This window comes from Marinobacter sp. MBR-105, from assembly GCF_053628895.1.
Genome location: NZ_JBRJHG010000002.1, coordinates 246,621 through 262,845, shown reverse-complemented (window position 1 = coordinate 262,845; position 16,225 = coordinate 246,621). Strand labels below are relative to the sequence as shown.

18 protein-coding genes are annotated in these 16,225 nt (G+C 58.2%); 10 read left to right on the top strand and 8 right to left on the bottom strand.

Going from position 1 to position 16,225, the window contains the following annotated elements; translation table 11 throughout:
* Window positions 1–6: 6 nt before the first annotated feature.
* The 4 genes from ACSSVV_RS04220 to ACSSVV_RS04205 are packed head-to-tail and all read right to left on the bottom strand — an operon-like array spanning window position 7 to window position 3,798.
* Window positions 7–804 (bottom strand): ABC transporter ATP-binding protein, encoded by a 798-nt coding sequence (locus ACSSVV_RS04220; protein ID WP_022990763.1) that lies wholly within the window; start codon window positions 802–804, stop codon window positions 7–9.
* On the bottom strand, window positions 801–1,808 hold the full coding sequence (locus ACSSVV_RS04215) for a FecCD family ABC transporter permease (RefSeq protein WP_022990764.1): 1,008 nt from the start codon (window positions 1,806–1,808) through the stop codon (window positions 801–803). The genes ACSSVV_RS04220 and ACSSVV_RS04215 overlap by 4 nt, the downstream gene beginning before the upstream one ends.
* The gene (locus tag ACSSVV_RS04210) at window positions 1,805–2,830 is read right to left on the bottom strand and encodes a FecCD family ABC transporter permease (RefSeq protein WP_454105621.1); all 1,026 of its coding nucleotides are present in this window, start codon (window positions 2,828–2,830) and stop codon (window positions 1,805–1,807) included. Before ACSSVV_RS04210 ends, ACSSVV_RS04215 begins: the two co-directional genes overlap by 4 nt.
* 8 nt (window positions 2,831–2,838) lie before the next feature.
* Complete coding sequence (locus ACSSVV_RS04205) at window positions 2,839–3,798, bottom strand: ABC transporter substrate-binding protein (protein WP_022990766.1); 960 nt, start codon at window positions 3,796–3,798, stop codon at window positions 2,839–2,841.
* A 129-nt stretch (window positions 3,799–3,927) separates the two neighbouring features.
* Between ACSSVV_RS04205 and ACSSVV_RS04200 the strand changes: the two genes are divergently transcribed.
* From ACSSVV_RS04200 to ACSSVV_RS04185, 4 genes are all read left to right on the top strand, one after another.
* Complete coding sequence (locus tag ACSSVV_RS04200) at window positions 3,928–4,881, top strand: LysR family transcriptional regulator (RefSeq protein ID WP_445482214.1); 954 nt, start codon at window positions 3,928–3,930, stop codon at window positions 4,879–4,881.
* A 95-nt stretch (window positions 4,882–4,976) separates the two neighbouring features.
* Window positions 4,977–7,007, top strand: coding sequence for a TonB-dependent receptor domain-containing protein (locus ACSSVV_RS04195; RefSeq protein ID WP_454105620.1), 2,031 nt, complete (start codon window positions 4,977–4,979; stop codon window positions 7,005–7,007).
* A gap of 11 nt (window positions 7,008–7,018) precedes the next feature.
* Window positions 7,019–7,885 carry a substrate-binding domain-containing protein gene (locus tag ACSSVV_RS04190; RefSeq protein ID WP_014422543.1) on the top strand — a complete coding sequence of 289 codons (867 nt, stop codon included), beginning with the start codon at window positions 7,019–7,021 and terminating at the stop codon, window positions 7,883–7,885.
* A gap of 86 nt (window positions 7,886–7,971) precedes the next feature.
* Entirely contained in the window at window positions 7,972–8,826 is an 855-nt protein-coding gene (locus ACSSVV_RS04185; RefSeq protein WP_454105619.1) for an Nmad3 family putative nucleotide modification protein, read from the top strand.
* Here ACSSVV_RS04185 and ACSSVV_RS04180 read toward each other — a convergent pair.
* On the bottom strand, window positions 8,823–9,788 hold the full coding sequence (locus ACSSVV_RS04180; protein WP_278802207.1) for a calcium/sodium antiporter: 966 nt from the start codon (window positions 9,786–9,788) through the stop codon (window positions 8,823–8,825). The genes ACSSVV_RS04185 and ACSSVV_RS04180 overlap by 4 nt on opposite strands.
* A 90-nt stretch (window positions 9,789–9,878) precedes the next feature.
* Window positions 9,879–10,499, bottom strand: a complete 621-nt coding sequence (gene rhtB, locus ACSSVV_RS04175) for a homoserine/homoserine lactone efflux protein (RefSeq protein ID WP_113879266.1) — start codon at window positions 10,497–10,499, stop codon at window positions 9,879–9,881.
* 75 nt (window positions 10,500–10,574) lie between these two features.
* On the opposite strand from rhtB, the gene ACSSVV_RS04170 reads away from it, so the two are divergent.
* The 3 genes from ACSSVV_RS04170 to ACSSVV_RS04160 all read left to right on the top strand — a co-directional run bounded on the left by ACSSVV_RS04170 (window position 10,575) and on the right by ACSSVV_RS04160 (window position 12,353).
* Entirely contained in the window at window positions 10,575–10,730 is a 156-nt protein-coding gene (locus ACSSVV_RS04170) for a hypothetical protein (RefSeq protein ID WP_454105618.1), read from the top strand.
* Window positions 10,731–10,884: 154 nt separating this feature from the next.
* Complete coding sequence (locus ACSSVV_RS04165; RefSeq protein ID WP_023010658.1) at window positions 10,885–11,634, top strand: ParA family protein; 750 nt, start codon at window positions 10,885–10,887, stop codon at window positions 11,632–11,634.
* 50 nt (window positions 11,635–11,684) lie between these two features.
* Window positions 11,685–12,353, top strand: a complete 669-nt coding sequence (locus ACSSVV_RS04160) for an alpha/beta hydrolase (RefSeq protein ID WP_454105617.1) — start codon at window positions 11,685–11,687, stop codon at window positions 12,351–12,353.
* Between the two features lie 27 nt (window positions 12,354–12,380).
* Here the strand turns inward: ACSSVV_RS04160 and ACSSVV_RS04155 are convergent, their stop codons facing one another.
* Window positions 12,381–13,025 carry a hypothetical protein gene (locus tag ACSSVV_RS04155; protein WP_454105616.1) on the bottom strand — a complete coding sequence of 215 codons (645 nt, stop codon included), beginning with the start codon at window positions 13,023–13,025 and terminating at the stop codon, window positions 12,381–12,383.
* A 196-nt stretch (window positions 13,026–13,221) separates the two neighbouring features.
* Between ACSSVV_RS04155 and ACSSVV_RS04150 the strand changes: the two genes are divergently transcribed.
* From ACSSVV_RS04150 to ACSSVV_RS04140, 3 genes are all read left to right on the top strand, one after another.
* Window positions 13,222–13,470, top strand: a complete 249-nt coding sequence (locus ACSSVV_RS04150) for a hypothetical protein (protein WP_454105614.1) — start codon at window positions 13,222–13,224, stop codon at window positions 13,468–13,470.
* Window positions 13,471–13,613: 143 nt separating this feature from the next.
* Window positions 13,614–14,177, top strand: coding sequence for an NADPH-dependent FMN reductase (locus ACSSVV_RS04145; protein WP_454105613.1), 564 nt, complete (start codon window positions 13,614–13,616; stop codon window positions 14,175–14,177).
* A 120-nt stretch (window positions 14,178–14,297) separates the two neighbouring features.
* A complete protein-coding gene (locus ACSSVV_RS04140) occupies window positions 14,298–14,474 on the top strand; it encodes a hypothetical protein (RefSeq protein ID WP_153740605.1) in 177 nt (58 codons plus the stop codon).
* A 96-nt stretch (window positions 14,475–14,570) separates the two neighbouring features.
* Here the strand turns inward: ACSSVV_RS04140 and ACSSVV_RS04135 are convergent, their stop codons facing one another.
* Window positions 14,571–16,139, bottom strand: coding sequence for a methyl-accepting chemotaxis protein (locus ACSSVV_RS04135; protein WP_454105612.1), 1,569 nt, complete (start codon window positions 16,137–16,139; stop codon window positions 14,571–14,573).
* Window positions 16,140–16,225: the final 86 nt, after the last annotated feature.

Here is a 16,225-nt window from a genome sequence, read left to right as displayed (position 1 = left end):
GACCGCTCAGGGATTGCGGCGCACATTGACCAGTAACGGACTACCGGTGGCCGGGTCGTGAATCAGATCGCAGCTGACGCCGTAGAGTTCTTGCACCAGCTCCGGTGAGACAATCTCCGCCGGAGTGCCCTCCTCAATAATGGTTCCGTTTTTCATGGCCACCATATGGTCCGCATAGCGACAGGCACTGGCCAGGTCGTGCACCACCATGGCGATGGTCTTGCCTTGTCCGCTCAGTGCCCGGATTAACTCAAACACTTCAATCTGGTGGCCCAGATCGAGGGCCGATGTAGGTTCGTCCAGCAGTAACAGCGGCGTTTGCTGGGCCACCGCCATGGCAATCCAGGCCCGCTGTCGTTGCCCGCCAGAGAGGGTGTCCAGTGCACGGTCAGCCAGTCCGGCAACATCGGCGGCCTGTATCGCCTGATCGAAGGCCCGTTGGTCTTCTTTCGACCACTGTGCCATCCAGCCCTGATGAGGCTGGCGGCCAAAGCGCACCAGGTCGGCAACGGTGAGACCTTCCGGGGCGGTGTTGTCCTGGGGTAGCAGGGCCAGTTTCCGGGCGACTTCTTTGGACGGCAGGCGATGGATATCCTTGCCGTCCAGAAGCACGGAGCCGCCCTTGGGCGTATGAATCCGGGCCAGGCCATTCAGCAAGGTGGATTTTCCGCAGCCGTTGGGGCCCACGATGGCGGTGACCTGGGCCGTTGGCAGATGAAGGCTCAGATTCTCCGCTACCACAAACTGACGGTGCGCCAGAGTGATGTCGTCGGCGGCAAGGGTCGCGGTTTGGGGGTGGCTCATGTCAGGCTCCGTGGCGAAGGTCTCAGCAGTATCCAGAGCAGGTAAGGGCTGCCGACGATGGCGGTAATGATGCCTACCGGAATTTCCAGCGGCGCAAACAGCGTGCGGCCTAACAGGTCGGCAATCAGCATGAAGCTGGCGCCCGCCAGGGCCGCAGCCGTGAGCGGAACCTTGCCCGGGCGGCACAGGGCCCGGGCAAGCTCCGGCGCCAGCAGGGCAATCAGGCCAACCGGCCCGCAGACCGATACTGCCAGGCCCGTGAGCATCACCGACAAACCCAGGCCGATTATGCGGGTGGCTTTCAGTCGTGTGCCCAGGGCAATGGCCACCGCATCCGTGAACTGCAAGGTATTGAGGGCTCGGCTGAGGCTCATCAGAATCAGGTAGCCGGCCGCAAGGCCCATTCCGAGCACCAGCACACTCTGGCCGGAACGGGCATTCAGGCTGCCCACCGTCCAGGGATAGGCCGCATTGGCGGCATCAATCGCCACCCGACTGAGCATTACCTGGGTGACTGCGCCCGCGATGGCGCCAATACCGATGCCGGCGACGATAAAGCGATAGCCCCGGGTGCCATTGGCGCCCGCCAGACCAAAGGCAATCGCCGTGGCGGCTGCCGCTCCAGCCAATGCCATGGCTGATGGTGCCAGCGATAAACCCACGCCCACCACCGACGCGACCGCAAAGGCGGTAGCCGCGTTATCGATGCCGATAATGCCCGGTGTCGCCAGACGGTTACGGGCCAGGGTCTGCATCAGGCACCCGGCCATGGCCAGCGCTGCCCCACTCAGTAGTCCCGCGATTACCCTGCTCAGACGAAGCTCGTTGATCACGAAATCGGTCATCGGGTCTGCGTGGCCGGCTAATGCCCTGAGGGTATCGAACAGGGAAACCTGCACGGTACCGGTGGCCAGCGAGATGATGGTTGCCAGGACTAACAGCCCGAGCAGGGCGGTATTAACCAGCGTGTTGCGTTTATCCGGCATGGCGAATCCTGCGGTCATAGCGAAGGCATCCGGCCGGCCCGGACAATGGCCAGCAGCACCGGAGCGCCAATCAGCGCGGTAACCACCCCCAGAGGCATTTCGGCGGGCGCGGCAATCAACCGGGAAAGCACGTCGGCACCCAGTACCACGGCAGGGCCAACAGGCACACACAGCCAGAGGGTCTTGCGGATATCGGGGCCGGAAAAGGCCCTGGCAATAAACGGCACCACCAGTCCGAGAAAGATCAGGGGCCCGGCGAGGGCCGTTGCCGAGCCCACCAGCAGAGCAACCGTGAAAGTGATCAGGAAGCGGATTCGCCCCGGGTGATGTCCCAGCCCGACGGCCGCTTTTTCGCCCAGGGCCATGGCTGCCAGTGGTCGTGCCACGATAGCAATCAGGACCAGGGCGAGAGTGATGGAGGGAAGCGTTGCCCAAAGCATGGACAAGGGTTTGCCGGCCACGCTGCCGGTAATCCAGAAGCGAATCTCATCGGCGGCTCGCTGGTCCATCAGCATCAACATGGAGGTCAATGCCAGCAGCAGACCGGTCATGGTGGCCCCGGCCAATACCAGACGCACAGGATCATTGCCCAGGCCCTGCACCCTGGTAGCGGCAATCACCAGGGCACAGCCGGCGAGCGCTCCAAGCTGGGCGGACAGGGTGGTGAGAGTGGCTGTGGTGGCGCCCAAGAGGATGGCCAGGGCTACTGCAAAGCCACTGCCAGCACTGACGCCCAGCAAGCCCGGCTCGGCCAGTGGGTTGCGGGTCATGGACTGGAGCAGGGCACCGGCCAGGCCCAGTGCGAGGCCGGTGATCAGGGCAATGATGGTGCGGGGCAGCCGAAGCTCGGTGACCACAAACCAGGCTTCCTCCGTGCCATTGGCCATCAGCGCCGCCATGGCATCGCTGGCAGACACCGGGCCGGCGCCATAGAGCAGGCTGGCCAGTACCACCAGTAATAATAAAAATCCCGCAGCCAGAAGCGGCGGGAAAAAAGCGCGAGACGCAACCACGCTAGTCGGGGATAGAGCGTTCGACATTGGGCGCTTCAGGGCTGAATGGCAGTGACCGCGGCTTCGATGTCATCAAGAATGGCCAGTACCGCCAGAGGTCCGGTAGCGCTGGTCCAGAGTTGCCCGCTGACGGTGATTACCCGGTCGTGTTCAACCGCATCCAGGCGGGCAAAGGCCGGGGATTGGCGGGCTGCCTCCAGTGCTTTGTCGCCATCTTCATTCAGTGTCGCCAGGAATACCCAGCTTTGATCCATGCTGGACAGGTTCTCCAGGCTCAGTGGTTCGCTGTGGGGGCGGCCTTCTTCAACCAGATCATTGTCATCTATCCGGAAGCCTACTGCCTGAAGAATCGAGGCCGAGAACAGGCCTTCCGCCATTACCAGGGGGCCCTGGGGCATCCAGCGAACCAGGGTGGCATCTCGCTGGGCTTCCGGGATGCGAGCCGCCACAAGGGCGGCCACTTCGCCAATGCGGGATTCGACTTTGGCAATCACCTGCTCAGCGGCCTCTTCTTTCCCCAGGGCTTTGGCGAACAGGCGGGTTTCCCGTTCCCAGCTGTCCGGCTGGAACATGGGAACATCTGACACGATCACCGGCGCAATACGCGACAGCAACTGGTATTGCTGCTCATTGGTGCGCGGTGCAGCCAGAATCAGATCGGGCCGGACGGAGATAACCGCTTCAATATTGGTTTCGGCCGGTGCGCCCACAATAGCGATATCACCTGCCCGGGACTTGATGTAATCGGCAACGTCGCTACCGCCACGGGTAATTACAGCACCCACTGGGTTGGCATCGACGGCCAGTGTCGTGTCCAGGGCGCCCTCGTACAGTGTGACTACTCGCTCTGGCTGGCCGTTGACCGTTACCGGGCCATAGGCCGTTTCCACAGACCGGGTATCCGCGAGACTGGTACCCGCGCCCATGGCGGAGAGTGCCAGTACGGCAATGGATCGGAGAAGCGTCTGTCTGGGGGTGAGAGTGCGGCATGTCATGGTCAGTGCGCTCCGGCAGCGGGGTGTTAGATAGCTTGCAAATTTTAATGGAAAATAATGATAATGGTTCTCGTTAAGGTTTTAAAGTGATAAATTGGAACGGTCAGTTGCAAATAATGGAACCAAATCATGTATGACTTGCAGGAGCTGGAAGCTTTCGTGTCGGTAGTGCGCACCGGCAGCCTGACCGCCAGTACCCGGGATCTGGGACTACCCAAGTCCACTCTCAGCCGCCGGATTCGACAACTGGAGGAGAATGTGGGGCAGCCACTGTTGCTGAGACAATCCCGGAAGATCGTGCCGAACGATGCCGGGCGTGTGTTCTACCGCTATTGCAACGACATTCTCGAGTTGGTGGTGCAGGGGCGGGAGGCACTGGACGAACTCAAAGCCGAGGTAACCGGCAAGCTGGAATTGCGTTGTCACGAATCTTTTGTGCGTGGCTGGTTTTCCGGGGTGGTTGAGTCCTTTATGGCTGACCATGACGACCTTCGTGTTGCGATTCACACCCAGAGGAACCTGCCGGAAGCGGTCGAGGACGGTGTGTGTATCTGGCTGGGCGAGACCGGTGAGACAGCGCTGCGCCAGGAGGTGCTCGGTGTACTCAAGCAGGGTATTTTCGGCAGCCCGGCCTATTTCCGGCAGCACGGCAAGCCGGCCTCACCGGGAGAGCTTGCCCATCACCCCTGGGTGGATCTGCTGGGTATGGCAGACACCGGGGTGATATTGCACCACTCCCGCCAGGGCAATTTTCCGCTGTCGCTACCGGATCGTCGGTTTACCGTGGACCAGTTCAATGTACAGGGTGACGCCATTGCCGCGGGCCGGGGCCTGGGCTTGATGCCGGTCTGGCTGGTGGAACGCCGGCTAACGGCTCATCCCGGCAGTTTTCAGTCCTGTCTACCGGAGTGGTATGGACCCGACCTGCCAGTGACCTTGCTTTATCCTCATGGTGTTCTTCCCCGTCGGGTGCGGGCCTTTATTGCTCATCTACGAAGCTGTATCCCGGAGGAATGGACGGGGGGCGGTGGTACTGCCACACAGGCTGTTCCGAAAAGCGGAACGCATCATTCCAACACCTGAACCCTTGCGCTGTGTTAATGTTCATGCCACTGATAATGATTCGCAAATGCGAAAACTGATACATCGTGAACGTTGCACAACACAAGGAGTTATTCATGCGCCGTCGTTTTCCTTTGCTGGCGTCAGCGGTTGCCCTGGCCAGTGCCAGCACCGCAAGTCTGGCCCAGACTGAGCCCGTTGAGCTGGGTGAAATTGTGGTGACTGCCGCTGGTTTCGAGCAGAACATCTCAGATGCGCCGGCCAGTATTTCGGTGATCTCTGGCGAGGAGCTGGCGAAGAAGTCCTACAAGAGTATTGTCGATGCGGTGAATAACATCCCGGGAGTGTACGTAACCGGTGGCGGTGGTGCGCAGGACATCAGCATTCGGGGGATGGACGACAGTTACACGCTTTATCTGGTCGACGGCCGGCCGGTCTCAGCGGGGCGTTCGGTAAACACCAACGGCCAGGACGGTGGCAAGCAGATTGCTCTGCCGCCCATCTCCATGATCGAGCGGGTTGAAGTCATCCGTGGCCCGATGTCGTCGCTGTACGGTTCTGAAGCCATGGGCGGCGTCATCAACATCATCACCCGCAAAAACCGTGGTGAGTGGGCGGGCACTATCTCATCCGAGTACACCAAATCTCTGAACGATGTCAGCAACGACAGCCGGCAGACCAGCCTGTTTGCCGGCGGCGCATTGGTGGAGGACCTGCTCAGTGCGGAAGTGAATGCTGCCTGGGGAGGGGATGATGAGAGCGATTTTGCCGGTGCCGATGACTCCGCACGCAGTACCCCGGAAAGCAAGCGCAAGCAGGGTGGTGCCAAGCTGATTCTGACTCCGGATAGTCGCAACGAATTTGCCCTGAGTTACGACAGCTCCCGTCTGGAAGAGACCAGCACACCCGGCAAGAGTGTGGCAGAGGATGAAACCGGCTCAAACTACATCTATGACAAAGATGTATACGTGCTGTCTCATGCCGGCAACTATGGCGACTGGTTGACCCGCAGCTTTATCCAGCATGACCTGTCCGAGCGGGTACAGGATCAGACCAAGAAAGAGAAAGTATCGATGCTGGATACCCAGGCTACACGGTTCTGGGGCGACCATGTGCTGACGGTGGGTGGCCAGTACAAGAAGGAAAAGCTGACCGACGAAACCAACGGTTTGCTGACATCCAACATTCCAGGCGCCGTACGCAGTGTTGATCGCTGGATCGCTGCGGTGTACTCGGAAGTGGAGTGGGGGCTTACCGAGAAGTTGTCGGTGACCACAGGGCTGCGCTACAACGACGATGAGCTGTTTGGTGGTGAGTTTTCACCAAGGGTTTACGCACTTTACGATCTGACGCCAGAGCTGACCCTCAAGGGTGGGGTGTCTACCGGATATCGTCAGCCGGGTCTGGCCGATGTGACCGAAGGCTTCGGCCGCGGCACTGGCGGCGGTGGCTCACCTGCGCCGCATCCACGGGCATTGATCATCGGCAACCCGGAACTGGATCCGGAATCCAGTATCAGCTACGAGGCGGGAATGGTGTTTGATAGCCGGGCCATGGGGCTGAACGCCAGCGTGATGCTGTTCCAGACCGATTTCAAAGACAAGATTGCCGAAGACCGGCTTTGTGAGTCTCCCAATGGGGATCGCGATGACCCGGCCACCTGGACCTGCAGCTTTCAGGGCAACGACTACCTGTTCCTGAGTACCCGGGCCAACATCGACGAAGCCGAAATGCGAGGCGTCGAACTGACGCTGGATTACCGGCTCACCGACTCGGTCACTCTGAATTCCAGCTACACCTACACCGACTCTGAACAGAAGACCGGCGAGTACAAAGGCGAACCGCTGAACAAAATTCCTGAGCACATGGCTAACGCCAACCTGGACTGGCAAGCGAATAACCGCCTGAATCTTTGGTTCCAGGCCAACTACCGTGGCGAAACCAGCGATTACCTTGGCCGCCGTAGCATGTCAGATGGCACGCCGGGTTACACGCTGATGGATGCCGGCCTGCTTTACCAACTGACCGATACTGCCCGGGTGACCGCGGGTCTGTACAACCTGGCTGATAAAGAAATCACCAATGATGACTATGGCGTGGTGCTGGATGGCCGTCGCCTGAACCTTGGCCTGGCGGTCGACTTCTGAGGATAGTAACCATGACTTCAATGAAACGAATTATGGCTTTTGCTCTGGCCGGCATAACCCTGACCGGGTGCGCGACCACGACGGAAGTAACCGGCCCCACGGTGATCAGCTACGATCACGGTGCACTGGACACCTTGCTGGAGCTGGGTCTGGAAGAAAAGGTTGTGGCCATTCCACACCAGAGCCTGCCGGATTATCTGGCGGACCTGGGTGCAAGGCTGCCGGACGCAGGCGGTCTGAAGACCCCCGATTTGGCATTGGCCACTGACCTGAAACCAGGATTGGTACTGATGACCGGGCGCCAGGGCGCGGAAGCCCTTACGTCCTTTGCGAAGGAGGCTCCAGTACGTGATGTCACGCTGGAGGGGAATGATCTTCAGGCCGCGGTGAATGACCGGGTGCTCAGCCTGGCTGGCTACTACGGCCTTGAAGAGGTGGCTGGGGTAGAGCTGGACGCGCTCTGGCAGCACGTTGAGGCGCAAAAGGCGACCTTGGCCGACGCAGGTACCGTTACCGTGGTGACCCATAATAACGGGAACTTTTCACTTCGGCAGGAAGCATTGGTCTACGAGCTACTGGCGTTGACACCTGCGGCTGTGCCAGACAGTGTGCAGCCCGTCGTGCGTGGCGAGCGTACCTTCTATCCGGTAACAGCCGATGTTCTGGCGCAAATGGCGCCGGATAACCTGCTGGTGGTTGATCGCAGTGCCGCGATCGGAGATGAACCGCTGGCGCCGGAGACGTTGAAAGCTTCGTTGGCCGAGGCTGGTGTGTCTACCGAAGTTGTGGTGCTTAACCCAGGCCTCTGGTACCTGTCCGGTGGCGGCTTGCAGAGCGTACGGCTGCAAGTGGATGAAGTGGTGAACGCGGTGCGGTAACTCTCGCGCAGCAGAACCTTAAGGCCTGCCGGCAAACGCCGACGGGCCTTTTTTGTTTGCGCCGCTTTGGTCAATAATGCTCGGCTATGAAACTGATCCTCAGCAGAAAAGGCTTCGACAGTTCCGCTGGTGGCTGTCCCAATCCGGTCTTCCCGGACGGCAGTTGCCTGGCACTGCCCATTCCGGACGACCAGTCGCCCATTCGCTATAGCCAGGTCCGGCGCCACGGAGAAAGCATTGGTTCGCTGGTGTCGCAGCTTACCGGGCAGCAGGCGTTTTCCAGACGTGGTGCGCATCTGGATCCCGATGTTATCGAAAGTGCCTATCCCCGGCTGCCAGGCTGGCGCCCGGTGCTTGGCCAGCACAGTTCGGCCCAGGCGCACCTGGCCAATCATGACATTGGGCCTGGTGATCTTTTTCTCTTTTTTGCGCTGTTCCGGCCGGTGGAATGTTATCGGAGACGATGGCGCTTTGTGCCCGGTAGCCGACCGTTTCATGCTGTCTGGGGCTGGTTGCAGGTGGCCGACGTCTGGCCTCTGGGCGACGCGTCGCCGGTACCGGATTGGGCGCGCTATCATCCGCACCTGCATGGCGAGCGATCAGCACAGAACAGTCTCTATGTCAGCGGCGACAGGCTTCAGATTCCAGGCTTGCGTGAGGATTTGCCAGCCGCCGGAGCCGTGGAGGCTTTGTCAGATCAGCACCGGCTGACCGCACCCGGAGCCTCAATGGTCACGGACTGGCGCTTACCGGCTGGCTTCATGCCCCAACCTGGTAAGTCACCCCTCAGTTATCATCACAATCCGGAACGCTGGCGCCTGGAGGATTCCGGGGAATACTGCCGCTTAAAGTGCGCGGCACGTGGTCAGGAGTTTGTCCTGGATCTGGAGCAGTATCCGGGAGTCAGTGAATGGTTGCTGACCCCGGGACTGCTCTCTTAAAAGGTGGTGCTTAGCAGGTAGGCCGTATAGCCCACGAAGATGGCCAGCAGCCCAACACCTTCCACACGATTGATACGCCCGGGCCCGCGAAATCCATAGCCTAGCACAAACAGGGCGAGGGTCAGGCCCACCATCACTGGAATATCCCTGATCAAGACTTCATTGGCCACCGCCATGGGGGCAATGGAGCCGGCAATACCGACCACGGCCAGGGTGTTGAACAGGTTGGAGCCCAGAATATTACCCAAAGCCAGATCATGCTCGCCCTTGCGGGCCGCAATGATAGAAGAGGCCAGTTCCGGCAGAGATGTGCCAATAGCCACAATGGTCAGGCCGATCACGAGGTCACTGACGCCAAAGCGGGTGGCAAGATCGACTGCGCCCCAGACCAGAATACGGGAGCTGATAATCAGCAGAACCAGCCCCACGACCAGCCAGAGCATCGCGTTGCGAATGGGCATGGGATGAGTGGCAAGCTCGGCATCCATTTCGGTGGCGAAGACATCATCAGTTTTTCTCATGCCAGACCAGATACTCCAGCCCAGCACCAGCGCAAACAGCACCAGCAGGCCGGTCGCATCCAGCCGGCTGAGTTCGCCGTCAAACAGCAGCCAGGCCGCCGCCAGGGTAACCAGGGCCAGAATCGGCAATTCCTTGCGCATCACCTGAGAGTGTACGGCAATGGGGGCAATCACGGCGGTGATACCGAGAATCAGGGCGATGTTGGTGATGTTGGAACCATAGGCATTACCCAGCGCCAGGCCGGGGTTGCCCTGAGAGGCAGCCAGCGCGGAAACCACCATCTCCGGTGCCGAGGTGCCAAAGCCAACCACCACCATGCCAATCAGTAAAGGTGGCATTCCGAAATGGCCAGCCGTAGCGGCCGATCCTTCAACAAACCGGTCGGCACTCCAGACCAGAAGGGCAAGGCCGGCAAGAATGGCGAGAGATGCAATCAGCACGTTGTTGGCTCCCAGGTTGATGTCGGAGTATTTGACGGCAATCGCAGTGGCCGCACAATTACACAGAACTACCTATCAGCCAGTGGCAATTCAGGCTCTCTTGAAACTGGCCAGGGCCACCGCTGCGGTCACGAACAGGCCACCAAAAACCCGGTTCATTTGCCGCTGGCGCGCAGGGGTGGTCATGAACCGGAACAGCTGGCTGGCGAGAATGGCATAGCCTACCATCACCAGGATATCGACAAAGATCAGCGTGGCCCCCATGGTGGCCAGTTGAGGGCCATGGGGCGCGCCCGCCACCAGAAACTGAGGGAACAGGGCAATCAGGAAGATGGTGGCCTTCGGGTTGGTGAGGTTTACCAGAGCTCCGTTCCAGAACTGTTGTCTTGGACTGAACGCGGAGAGGTCCGCCCGGGATGCTTCAATAGGTGGCTCCCTCCATTTCTGGATGCCGAGCCAGATAAGGTAAACCACGCCAATCCATTTGATCACTGCCAAAGCAGTATTGGAGGAGGCGACGATTGCGCCCAGCCCGGCGCCTACCAGCACGATCTGTGCGCCGTAACCGAATTGCTGACCGGCAATGGTGGGCAGAGATTTACGCACCCCGTAGCGAAGCCCGCTGCTCATGGAATTCACCGCGCCGGCGCCAGGCGAAATACTGATAAAAACAGCTGCGACCAGAAAGGTCAGCCAGACAGTGAGTGTCATTGCTTACGCTCTTGCTGAATCCGAAGATGTTATACTAACCGCCACAAAACACCGGCCAGAAGAGGAGACTGTGACATGGCCAGAAAACGGACGAAAGCCACGCAGCATAGTGCTGTGCAACGTGAATTGAGAACGCCAAAATACCAGATGCGTGTGGTTGAGGACAAAACCAAATACAAGCGCAGCCGGGACAAGACGGTTCGGTCGGAGGGCTTTCGCAAAGCCGCTTGAAAGTGGTTTTACGAAAGCCTTTCATACCCTCCTATCCCGGACAGTTAGTGCCAGTCGTCGCTTGCTGGTTGTCATAAAAGCTTCATGAATAGCCCCTGGGTCGCTGTTATCCTGTAGTGTTTACTGACATGGAACACGGCAGGAGCCGCACAGGATGAGAATCATCGCCTTCTACAGCCCCAAGGGCGGGGTTGGAAAGACCGCCGCTGCGGTCAACACCGCTTACCTGGCCAGCCGGGACAATCTGAGGACCTTGCTCTGGGATCTGGACCCACAGGGGGCCTCCAGTTTCTACCTTGCCGGAGCAGAGCCCGTGAAGGGCCGGAAACTCTCCAAACTGCTGGAGGGGAAATCGCCTATTGCCCGCTTTATTCACGAAGACGTTTATCCCAACCTGGATTTTATCCCCGCCCATTCCAGCTTTCGAAATTTCGACATCAAGCTCGAACAGGAGCACGATGGCAACGCGTTGAAAGACCTGTTGGCACCTTTGTCGGAAGACACCAGTCTGGTAATTCTGGATTGCCCGCCCACGTTATCCCGGCTTACCGAGCAGGTGCTGGATGTGGCTGACAAGGTGTATGTACCGGTGGTACCCACCTGGTTGTCCCTGAACAGCTGGGATCAGTTGAAAGAGTTTGTGAAGGATAAAAAACTCGGTGTTAAGAAGTTGCGTCCGTTCTTTTCAATGGTGGATAGGCGCAAGAATCTGCATCGGGATGTGTTGGCGCGGGACGCAGAGAAGCTTGGCTTGCCTGCGCTTGCCGCCATCCCCTATGCAAGTGCGGTTGAGCGTATGGGGGAAGAAGGGCAGCCACTTGAAGTGCTGGCCCCGGGTTCACTGGCGGCAGGAGAATTCCGCAAACTGTGGTCGGGTATCAAAACGGATCTTTGGTCTCGATAGCCTGAAAAGTGGTAGAGTCTGGGCACTTATTCGACACGAGTGGAGCCTTGATGACACCCCTTGAAACACTGCAAATCGACACCGGCGACAACCCGCAAACCAGCGTTATCTGGTTGCATGGTCTTGGCGCCAGCGGTCACGACTTCGAGCCGGTGGTTCCGGAGTTCCGGTTCTCGCGGGAGCAGCCCGTCCGTTTCATTTTTCCCCATGCACCGGAGCTGCCAGTTACCATCAATGGCGGAATGGTGATGCCTGCCTGGTACGACATTCTTGCCATGGACGTCGATCGTAAGGTTGATGCCGAACAGCTTCGCGCGTCCGCAGCCATGGTGGCAGAGCTGATCCGGGCCGAGCAGGAGCGGGGCGTTGCCAGTGAAAACATTATCCTGGGTGGATTCTCCCAGGGCGGTGCGGTGGCCTATGAACTGGCTCTCAGCTATCCGGAACGTCTTGGTGGCCTGTTTGCGCTGTCTACTTACTTTGCCACGGTTGATACCATTGAGCTGAGCGAAGCCAACCGCAAGTTGCCGGTATTTATCGGCCATGGTCGCTTCGACCCTATCGTGGCCGAAACACTTGGCCATGCGGCACTTCGGAAACTTCAGGATCTCGGGTACGAGCCGGAGTATCAAAGCTATGGAATGGAACATAGCCTGTGCCTTGAAGAGGTAAGAGACCTGGACGCTTTCCTGTCTCGTTTGACCTCGGGAGACCGCTAACTCGGACGGGGACTCATCTTCCCCGTTCTATTCGCTGGCGGACTGGTCGGAGCTGTCCGATTCCGAACGACCTCTGCATTTGGGCTGAAGCTCTTCCTCAAGCCAGCGGCGTACCTCGTTGCGGTCTCTGCGCCGGTTTAGCTGCTCGCTGTGAATGTTGTGCGGGAATATTTTGGGTCTGCCATCGTGGCGCAAAGTGAAGCTCCGGCGCACACCTACGGGGTAGGTGCTGGGGCCGTGAATCACGGCTGCCCGAAGTTCAAATCCTGTAATGTCCTCGAAAAGATAGTCGCTGTCTTCGTCCTCGCTGTTCTTGCCGAGAATCACATTCCGGAACGAGCCCAGAACCAGGTAGCCACCTGACGGCACCGGGCCTTGCCTGAGAGCATCCTGTACGTTGGAGTCATCCGGTGCGACGCGCTCGTATTCGGTAACGGTCAGGGTTTTCTCGTCTCCGGCCCGGGTATGCAGCACAACCTGTACACACTGCACGTGAACCGTTTCCTGCCCCATATTCACCAGCAAACACAGTGCATCCGGGTTCTCGTTCTGGGCATGGTGGATGACCAGATAGGGGCGGTTATTTCGTTTGTATTGCAGGAAAAACAGCTGGAAATAGACAATCCAGACAACCGCCATTACGGCGCTGCTGATTGGGCTGATGTAGTCCATTGGGGTGGCCTCCGGTTCCTTTTTCGGAACTAACTTAGCAGCCAGCCGGTCCAGGGTTCAAAGAAATGGATTGTGACAGTCTGCTGAACACGATAAAGGTCTTGAGGTGTGTCAACGCAGCGACACAAATCCTGCCTACACTGGCCGTGACGTATCGAAACCGGTCCCTTGCCTGAGTACCTGAAGAGGTTTTGCCATGAACCCACACACGCTCGATATCGCACTTCCCGGAAACCCGGACCTGAAACTTCAAGAAGTCGCTCCTGACAGTGATGATCACAGCACGACCCATGAGAAGAACACCTCCTTCGAAATGATTGCCGAAGATGGCCAGGTGGTTGGTTACGTCAAAACCTGGCATGAATCCGACGGCTATTCCGGCTATGTTCAGTTTGATTCCGAGGGAAATGTTCTGGACTGGAAGGTGCTCCGGGATCGTCAGTAAAACTGAACAATTCCTGCAGAAGCTTGTGTTATCTATCGCCTGGCGCTGAGGCTAGACTGATCAAAGATATATAACGGCGTGAACCGGTTTTGCAGTACGGTTTGCGTTGACGGATCTGTCTCATCAGCAAAAGGAAACCTGCCATGTCTCTCAATTTACAGACAATCATCTGCAGTACTCGCCCCGGCCGTGTCGGCCCAGCCATCGCTGAGTGGTTCAACGGTTTTGCCAACGAACAGGGCGGCTTTAACAGTGAGCTGGTGGACCTGGCGGATTTCAACCTGCCGGTTTATGACGAGCCCAATCACCCGCGTCAGCAGCAGTATCAGTACGAGCACACGAAAAACTGGTCGGAGAGTGTGTCCGGCGCGGATGCCTACGTGTTCGTGCTTCCGGAGTACAATTTCTGCCCGCCGCCTTCCTTCATGAACGCGATCAATTACGTCTACAACGAGTGGAATTACAAGCCGTGTGCTTTTGTCAGCTATGGCGGCGTCTCTGGCGGGCTACGGTCTGCCCAGATGGCAAAACAACTGGTGACCACCGTTAAAATGATGCCGATGGTGGAAGGTGTAATGGTGCAGATGCCCTGGGAACTTCTGGATGAGAATCGCAAGTTCCAGGCGACCGAGCATCATACCGGGTCGGCCTCGACCATGCTGTCGGAGCTGGCCAAGTGGGCTAAGGGAATGAAGGCCATGCGCTAACTCACCGGGCGCTCTGATTTCCGATCATTATTTGCCACAATTCAAGCATAAAGCTTTCGGGATTCTACCTCCGTCGGTCGTTTATGGTGAACGCATACCTAATGACAACGGAGGTGAACCATGAGCACAGTAGAGCTGATTGAGCAGTGGCTGGAGAAGTGCGATCTGGCGCATCAGGCGCAGACACGCTATGACCGGGAACCGACCCCAACCAACTATTCCCGCTTGAAAAGAGCCCAGGAGGAACGTGGGGAGGTGGAGCGGAAGATGTCCCCTCTGCAGGCCCGGGTCGGCTAACAGTCTCTGGCGTCAGCGAGCTCCTAATCGATACCTCGAACCTCGCTGCCCGCTTCAAGTTGTTGTCGTTCATGATCGGAAGGCCCGCTGGGTTGATCAGTACCGGAATTGCGCGATTTGCGTGTGAAGCCCTTCGGCTAGTCTTGCCAGCTCCTCGCTGGCCGCCGATACCTGCTCCGTGGAGGCCGCAGACTGGTCTCCAATATCCCGGATCTGAGTCATATTCTTGTTCATGTCTTCGGCAACCGAAATCTGTTGATCAGCGGCGGTAGCGATCTGGCTGTTGTAACGGCGAATCTCTTCAACAGCTTCCGCAATGGCCTGAATGGCTGTGCCTCCCAGTTCTGCCCGTTCCAGTGTTTGCTTGGCTAATTGGTGCCCGCGCCCCATGTCTGATACGGCCGCTTCGGCGCTGGCGAGAAGGTTGCCGATCAAGGACTCGATTTCCACTGCAGACGTTTGGGTTCGCTTGGCAAGCGATCTTACTTCATCCGCCACTACGGCAAAGCCGCGCCCCTGGTCTCCGGCCCGGGCAGCCTCGATCGCAGCATTCAGCGCCAGAAGGTTGGTCTGCTCAGCAACTGCTTTGATAACGTCCAGCACCGTGCCGATATTGTCGGTTTCGGCTTTCAAGGTATTGAGTTGCTGCATGACCGAGGTGCTTTGCGAGTTCAGCTCGGATACGAAGCTGAGGGTCTCGTTGGTAGCCGCTGTTCCACTTTCTGTCCTGTCGCTGCAGTGATTTGCGGACTGAAAGGCGGCTTCGGCACTTCGAGCAACTTCAGTGACCGTCGCGACCATCTGATTCAGCGCTGTGGCGACCTGATCTGTTTGCGACTTCTGCTCGGCGACTCCCATATTTGTCTGGTGGGTGACCGCAGAGAGTTCCTCTGACGCCGAAGCGATGCTGGCCGCACCCTGATTGATTTCCTGAATCAGTCCCCGGAGGTTGGTGACCATGATGCCAAACGCTGCCAACAGCTGGCCAAACTCGTCACCGCGACTACTTCGGCTATCCACGGTGAGGTCGCCCGATGCAACCTTGTTGGCAATACTCAGGGTTTCATTAATCGGGCGTGTTATTGAGCGAGTGAGGGTCCATGCCACGATCGCCGCCACAAACATGGCCAGTGCGGTTATAGCGATGATTTCGATAACCGTCAGGTCATATCGCTCTTCCATCAGAATCCGCTCGCGCTCTTTCAGTTCCTCGGTCTTGTCAATGGCGTTGTGAGCGGCTTTGAATAGTTGTTCTTCGATAGACGACGTATCAGCAGTGCCTGCGGATAGGCTTGCCGTATAGGTGCTCAGGAGAGACTGATAATCTTCGATATCGGCGCGTATCTGTTCGACCAGTTGCCGGTCGCTTTCGTTTTGGATCAGTGTCATCAATGTGGCCAGAGCGGCTTTGGTTTGCACCAGGTAGTCGGCGGCTCGATCAATGGATTCGGGGGTTTCGTGTATCCGAAAGTTCTTCTCCTCCCGCTCAGCCTCCAGCAACGAGATTTCAGCTTGGTTGGCCTGTTTTAGTATCGATACGCGATGGTTGTAGTCATTGAGTGAGGTGATGCTGACGACCGCGACGATCAGGATGAGCAGCACCAGAATCGCAAAGCTGGAAGCCAGCTTCTTTCCCACCGCAAGGTTTCCCCAAAAAGCACGCATCGATTTTTCCTTTGGTAACCGCCTCCCTGCGAGTCATTTAATGGCCTGTTGAAACGGTATACGGCATTTTTATCTGAATTTTTAGT

What these genes read in the sequence shown, in the direction of transcription:
- ACSSVV_RS04150 (WP_454105614.1), top strand. Translation starts at nt 13,222, where the DNA reads ATGAACCCACACACGCTCGATATCGCACTTCCCGGAAACCCGGACCTG.
- ACSSVV_RS04140 (WP_153740605.1), top strand. Translation starts at nt 14,298, where the DNA reads ATGAGCACAGTAGAGCTGATTGAGCAGTGGCTGGAGAAGTGCGATCTG.
- ACSSVV_RS04165 (WP_023010658.1), top strand. Translation starts at nt 10,885, where the DNA reads ATGAGAATCATCGCCTTCTACAGCCCCAAGGGCGGGGTTGGAAAGACC.
- rhtB (WP_113879266.1), bottom strand. Translation starts at nt 10,499, where the DNA reads ATGACACTCACTGTCTGGCTGACCTTTCTGGTCGCAGCTGTTTTTATC.
- ACSSVV_RS04185 (WP_454105619.1), top strand. Translation starts at nt 7,972, where the DNA reads ATGAAACTGATCCTCAGCAGAAAAGGCTTCGACAGTTCCGCTGGTGGC.
- ACSSVV_RS04215 (WP_022990764.1), bottom strand. Translation starts at nt 1,808, where the DNA reads ATGACCGCAGGATTCGCCATGCCGGATAAACGCAACACGCTGGTTAAT.
- ACSSVV_RS04195 (WP_454105620.1), top strand. Translation starts at nt 4,977, where the DNA reads ATGCGCCGTCGTTTTCCTTTGCTGGCGTCAGCGGTTGCCCTGGCCAGT.
- ACSSVV_RS04145 (WP_454105613.1), top strand. Translation starts at nt 13,614, where the DNA reads ATGTCTCTCAATTTACAGACAATCATCTGCAGTACTCGCCCCGGCCGT.
- ACSSVV_RS04135 (WP_454105612.1), bottom strand. Translation starts at nt 16,139, where the DNA reads ATGCGTGCTTTTTGGGGAAACCTTGCGGTGGGAAAGAAGCTGGCTTCC.
- ACSSVV_RS04170 (WP_454105618.1), top strand. Translation starts at nt 10,575, where the DNA reads ATGGCCAGAAAACGGACGAAAGCCACGCAGCATAGTGCTGTGCAACGT.
- ACSSVV_RS04200 (WP_445482214.1), top strand. Translation starts at nt 3,928, where the DNA reads ATGTATGACTTGCAGGAGCTGGAAGCTTTCGTGTCGGTAGTGCGCACC.
- ACSSVV_RS04155 (WP_454105616.1), bottom strand. Translation starts at nt 13,025, where the DNA reads ATGGACTACATCAGCCCAATCAGCAGCGCCGTAATGGCGGTTGTCTGG.
- ACSSVV_RS04160 (WP_454105617.1), top strand. Translation starts at nt 11,685, where the DNA reads ATGACACCCCTTGAAACACTGCAAATCGACACCGGCGACAACCCGCAA.
- ACSSVV_RS04205 (WP_022990766.1), bottom strand. Translation starts at nt 3,798, where the DNA reads ATGACATGCCGCACTCTCACCCCCAGACAGACGCTTCTCCGATCCATT.
- ACSSVV_RS04210 (WP_454105621.1), bottom strand. Translation starts at nt 2,830, where the DNA reads ATGTCGAACGCTCTATCCCCGACTAGCGTGGTTGCGTCTCGCGCTTTT.
- ACSSVV_RS04220 (WP_022990763.1), bottom strand. Translation starts at nt 804, where the DNA reads ATGAGCCACCCCCAAACCGCGACCCTTGCCGCCGACGACATCACTCTG.
- ACSSVV_RS04190 (WP_014422543.1), top strand. Translation starts at nt 7,019, where the DNA reads ATGACTTCAATGAAACGAATTATGGCTTTTGCTCTGGCCGGCATAACC.